Origin of the sequence: Candidatus Aquarickettsia rohweri (assembly GCF_003953955.1) — a bacterium.
Taxonomy (GTDB): domain Bacteria; phylum Pseudomonadota; class Alphaproteobacteria; order Rickettsiales; family Midichloriaceae; genus Aquirickettsia; species Aquirickettsia rohweri.
Genome location: NZ_RXFM01000106.1, coordinates 1 through 4,535, shown reverse-complemented (window position 1 = coordinate 4,535; position 4,535 = coordinate 1). Strand labels below are relative to the sequence as shown.

The following is a 4,535-nucleotide window of genomic DNA, read 5'->3' as shown; positions in this document are numbered from 1 at the left end:
CCATATAATATTGATAAAAAAATATCATCAAATTAAATTTTTTTTAGAATTATCAAAAAACTTAAGAAACCCAAAGAAAGGCGGATAATACTTGTCAAGATGGGGATATTTTAGCGTTTACATATATATATATATATCATAAGCTAAATAAAAACATGCTTAAAATGCTAAAAAAAGCTATATGAATCTGAAAGTAATTGTTATTGAACAAAGATTGTCAGTAACTTTTAAGTATAGTAAATTGTATAAGTACTCTTTTATAATATTACAAAAAGTAAATAGCCATATCAAAAATTATGGAATTGGTAGAAATATGTAGTTAAATTTAAAATTTACTTTAATATGTGCTAATAGCCAATAATAATTAATCACCAAGAAATTAAAAGTATATCTTGGTGATTTTAGATTTATAAAAAAAATATTTTATAATTCGTCTTTAGGAGTATCTGATGCTTCAACTGTGCTGCAAGTAGCATTGATAATATTTTCAAGTAATTCAACACCTGCTTCAGCTGGATCAGAATTAAATTCTTTGATAGCTTTGTTTTCTCCACTTTTAACAGTTTTTACATCTGCTTTTATTGCAACAATGCTTTGCTTACTTTCTTCGATTAATTTTTCTGAGCTATCTTTAAAATCTGTTAAAACTTTTAAATAATCATGATCTTTAATATCTGAAGAAATTTTACTAAAAACCTTGATTGAATCAGCTGCAAAATTTTCTAGATACTTTATTGATTGACCATTTAGCCCATAATCTTTAAGAATTTTGTCTGCGATAGATACTGATAGATCTACAGCTTCTTTAGAATTAAATGACTTACCTTTAAAAGCTTTAATACAAGGTCCTATACTACTTGCAATTTTGACCATATCCTCTGCTTTTTTAAAAAACTCTGATATTGACATTTCACTACTCCTATTATTGTTAAAAATAAAATGCTAAAATAAAAATTATTTTTTGTCTATATACTTAAAGGTGTAAGTTATAGTTCATCATGAGTAGTATTAGTATTGTTCTGGTTAGCATTAGGGGGTGTAGTGCTATAAGGATTTTCCTCTATAATTTGACAAGTTGCACTTATGGTGTTTTCTATAAAAATCATGGCTACTTCTGCGCTTTGAGCTGCTAAGATTGCACCATTTGTTGCAATAATTTTGTTGGTTTCTTCAGTAGCTTCAACACCTAAAGAAACCATCTCTGGTAATGTTTCTTTTAGCCCAGGAATTAACTCAAAGATACCTTTTGCAAAGTCTATAGCGCAGTGCATATATTTTTTATTATCAAAGTCTTGATGCATTTTATGAAATGTGTTTAGTACATCGTGTATTGCATATTTTACTTCATCAATAATCTTATCAACTCCGTATTTTTTTTCTAATTTTTTAATTACCAATGGTATTAGACCAAGTTTTTGTTTATAAGTTAAATTTTCTTTTCTATATGCTTCTATGCAAGGAATAATTTCTTCAAATAAATTTTTCAATTCATCTAATTCTTTTATAAATTTTGATATTGACATTTTTATACCCTACTAATTATATTGAATTTACACTTTTTCATTTAAATAAATTTTTGTCAATAATCGTAAAAATTACTAAAAATTTTTATTAATAAATTTTTTTAATAGTTTGATGTACTTTTATAAATATTTCTTTATATTAAATTTAACCTAAATATTTCAGTAATTTTATATGGTTAATCAGGGCGATATATTTGCAGATGACAGTAATAAGAAAGAAAAATATAAAGTGTTGGCTAGGAAATATAGACCAAGGCTGTTTAATGATATTATTTCTCAATCACATATTATTACTGTAATAAAGAATTCTATAGAAAGTAATAAGATTCACCATGCATATATGTTAACTGGAATAAGGGGGGTTGGTAAAACAACTTTTGCTAGGATTGTTGCAAAAGCTTTAAACTGTATTAATAGTAAAGATAATTTGCCAATTTTTACCCCATGTTTAACTTGTAGTAACTGTGTTTCTATAGAAGAGGGTAGGCATCAAGATATTTTAGAAATTGATGCAGCAAGTAATACAGGAGTTGCTGATATTAGAGAAATTATAGAAAACTCTAAATATAAGCCTATAGCATCAAGGTACAAAGTCTATATAATTGATGAAGTGCATATGCTTTCTAATAGTGCTTTTAATGCATTATTAAAAACTTTAGAAGAGCCGCCTGAACACGTTAAATTTATTTTGGCAACAACTGAAATAAGAAAAATACCCCTGACAGTTTTATCTAGATGTCAAAGATTTGATTTACATAGATTAGATCTAAATCAATTAGCTAAATATTTGCAAGAAATTGCTAATAAAGAAGGGTTTGAAATTAATGAAAAAAATGCATCATTAATCTCAAAGGCTGCACAAGGTTCAGTTAGAGATGGATTATCACTTTTAGATCAAGCTATTTTAACATGCAAAAACACTAATGTAATTGGTTCAGATTTGCTTGAAAAAATGTTAGGGATTGTAAATTTAGAATATATTTATCAATTATTTGATTATATCTTAAAAGGCAGTACTCAAGATACTTTAAAATGTTTAAGAGATCTATATATTAAAGGTGCAGAACCATATATAATGCTGCAAGAATTGATGGAAATTTCCTATAAAATTAGTTTGTGTAAAATTGGAAATGCCAAAAATCTTATTCTATCTGATTATGAATTAGATAAATGTAATAAAATTGCTAAAAAAATATCTGTTATTACTATTACAAGATTTTGGCAAATGTTTAATAAAGCACTGGTAGATGTTAAAAATTCTTATGATCCTATGCTTACACTTGAGATGAATATTATAAAAATATGCTATGCTAATTTTACAATAACCCCTGAAGAAATATTAAAATCATTTAATAATGAGGATAATAAGGGCAAAATTAGTTTTAATACCTCAGAACAAAACGTAAAAAAAAATCCTTTAATTTAGAAAAAATAGAAGATTTATTTTCTTTATTAGAAGAAAATATGGAAATGATGATTCTGCATACAATTAAGAATGATCTATCAATAATAGAGTTTAAGCAAGGTTATATTAAGATACAAGATAATAATAAGAGTATATCTTTAAGCGATATAAAATCTAAATTATTTGAAATTACTGGCTTTAAATGGCTTATTGAGAGCGTATCAGATATTGAAGGAGTTAATTATGGTTTAAAGGAAAAAAGTATTATTAATGAAAGAAAAGAGCTGATAAAAAATCAGGACTTAATTCAAAAAATACTAAAAAGCTTTTCAGGAATTGAAATTGATGATATTAAATTATCAAATATTGATAACAAAAAATAGGTATTTTATGAATATTCAACAGATGATGAAGCAAGCTCAATCTATGCAAAAAAAGATGCAAGAAGTGCAAAAGAAAATGGATGATATAGAGGTAACTGGTACAGCTGGTGGTGGAGCAGTAACTATTATTACCACAGGTAAAGGTGAAGTAAAAAAAGTTAAAATTGATAAAAGTATTGTAAATCCAGATGATACAGAAATTATTGAGGATCTAATAGTTGCAGCATTTAATAATGCAAAGCAAAATGCTGAGCAAACTAGTAATGAAGAAATGAGTAAATTAGGTATTTCTCCAGATATACTTAAAGGTATGATGTAATAATTTTTAAAGTTTAGTATACTTATTAACAGCATATAGGTTAATTTCTACTTGTAATTTATTAATTAATTTGCTATAAATTGGCCTACGATTTAAATATATAACACAGTTAATAAAATGACAAAGAAGTGCCAAATTGATGCTAATAAATCAGTATTAGTAGGTAATAATGTATCTCATTCCAATCGTAAAACAAAAAGAAGATTTTTGCCAAATATGCAGAATTATTCATTGATGAGTGAAATTTTAGGCACTTTTGTGAAATTTAGAGCTACACCAAGAAGTGTGAGAACAATTGAACATAATAATGGTCTTGATAATTTTTTATTAAGCACACCAAATTCAAAATTAGCAAGTGAAGCAATTAAAATTAAGAGAAGGATAAAGAAAGTTATCCTTAAGAAAAATAATAAGATATAGGTAGAAATTAACGGTCATTGTGAATGAACATAGTGAGTGCTATGATTCACTGCTCCAGTATTATAATTTCAAGAGCATAAAGTGCTCGTGGAAATTCAGCAAAGCCTCAGTCAATATAAATAATGGTAATATCTCTTGGTTACTATAGTCAGAATTTCATTATTCTCTTGTGATGACACTTTAGGTGTGGCAAGCAATAAAATAGTAAACGCTAAAATATCCCCATCTTGACAAGTATTATCCGCCTTTCTTTGGGTTTCTTAAGTTTTTTGATAATTCTAAAAAAAATTTAATTTGATGATATTTTTTTATCAATATTATATGGAAGTAAATTTACTAACTCTTTTGGATCAGAATAATCATGAATATGATTCAGCAAATATTTTAAATAATCATAAGGATTAATCTTATTTACTTTGCAAGTTTCAATAATACTATAAATATTTGCACTAGCTTTAGCACCCTTAGTTGTTGCACAGAACATC

At 26.3% G+C, this 4,535-nt stretch carries 7 protein-coding genes; 4 read left to right on the top strand and 3 right to left on the bottom strand.

All coding sequences use genetic code 11. From position 1 onward, the window contains the following. Window positions 1-423 precede the first annotated feature (423 nt). Window positions 424-909, bottom strand: coding sequence for a hypothetical protein (locus EIC27_RS06255; RefSeq protein WP_126045213.1), 486 nt, complete (start codon window positions 907-909; stop codon window positions 424-426). Window positions 910-986: 77 nt separating this feature from the next. Beyond that, window positions 987-1,523, bottom strand: coding sequence for a hypothetical protein (locus EIC27_RS06250; protein ID WP_126045212.1), 537 nt, complete (start codon window positions 1,521-1,523; stop codon window positions 987-989). Between the two features lie 172 nt (window positions 1,524-1,695). Here EIC27_RS06250 and dnaX point away from each other — a divergent pair, with 172 nt between their 5' ends. The 4 genes from dnaX to rpmB all read left to right on the top strand — a co-directional run bounded on the left by dnaX (window position 1,696) and on the right by rpmB (window position 4,050). Then, a complete protein-coding gene (gene dnaX, locus EIC27_RS06245) occupies window positions 1,696-2,949 on the top strand; it encodes a DNA polymerase III subunit gamma/tau (RefSeq protein ID WP_126045211.1) in 1,254 nt (417 codons plus the stop codon). 5 nt (window positions 2,950-2,954) lie between these two features. Beyond that, a complete protein-coding gene (locus tag EIC27_RS06240; protein ID WP_276310345.1) occupies window positions 2,955-3,311 on the top strand; it encodes a hypothetical protein in 357 nt (118 codons plus the stop codon). A gap of 7 nt (window positions 3,312-3,318) precedes the next feature. Next, window positions 3,319-3,630 carry a YbaB/EbfC family nucleoid-associated protein gene (locus tag EIC27_RS06235; RefSeq protein ID WP_126045209.1) on the top strand — a complete coding sequence of 104 codons (312 nt, stop codon included), beginning with the start codon at window positions 3,319-3,321 and terminating at the stop codon, window positions 3,628-3,630. Between the two features lie 117 nt (window positions 3,631-3,747). After that, the gene (gene rpmB / locus EIC27_RS06230) at window positions 3,748-4,050 is read left to right on the top strand and encodes a 50S ribosomal protein L28 (protein WP_126045208.1); all 303 of its coding nucleotides are present in this window, start codon (window positions 3,748-3,750) and stop codon (window positions 4,048-4,050) included. A gap of 289 nt (window positions 4,051-4,339) precedes the next feature. Here the strand turns inward: rpmB and EIC27_RS06225 are convergent. After that, on the bottom strand, window positions 4,340-4,535 hold a 196-nt coding region (locus EIC27_RS06225), incomplete at its 5' end, for a transposase domain-containing protein (protein WP_126044202.1).

What these genes read in the sequence shown, in the direction of transcription:
- EIC27_RS06255 (WP_126045213.1), bottom strand. Translation starts at nt 909, where the DNA reads ATGTCAATATCAGAGTTTTTTAAAAAAGCAGAGGATATGGTCAAAATT.
- EIC27_RS06250 (WP_126045212.1), bottom strand. Translation starts at nt 1,523, where the DNA reads ATGTCAATATCAAAATTTATAAAAGAATTAGATGAATTGAAAAATTTA.
- dnaX (WP_126045211.1), top strand. Translation starts at nt 1,696, where the DNA reads ATGGTTAATCAGGGCGATATATTTGCAGATGACAGTAATAAGAAAGAA.
- EIC27_RS06235 (WP_126045209.1), top strand. Translation starts at nt 3,319, where the DNA reads ATGAATATTCAACAGATGATGAAGCAAGCTCAATCTATGCAAAAAAAG.
- rpmB (WP_126045208.1), top strand. Translation starts at nt 3,748, where the DNA reads ATGACAAAGAAGTGCCAAATTGATGCTAATAAATCAGTATTAGTAGGT.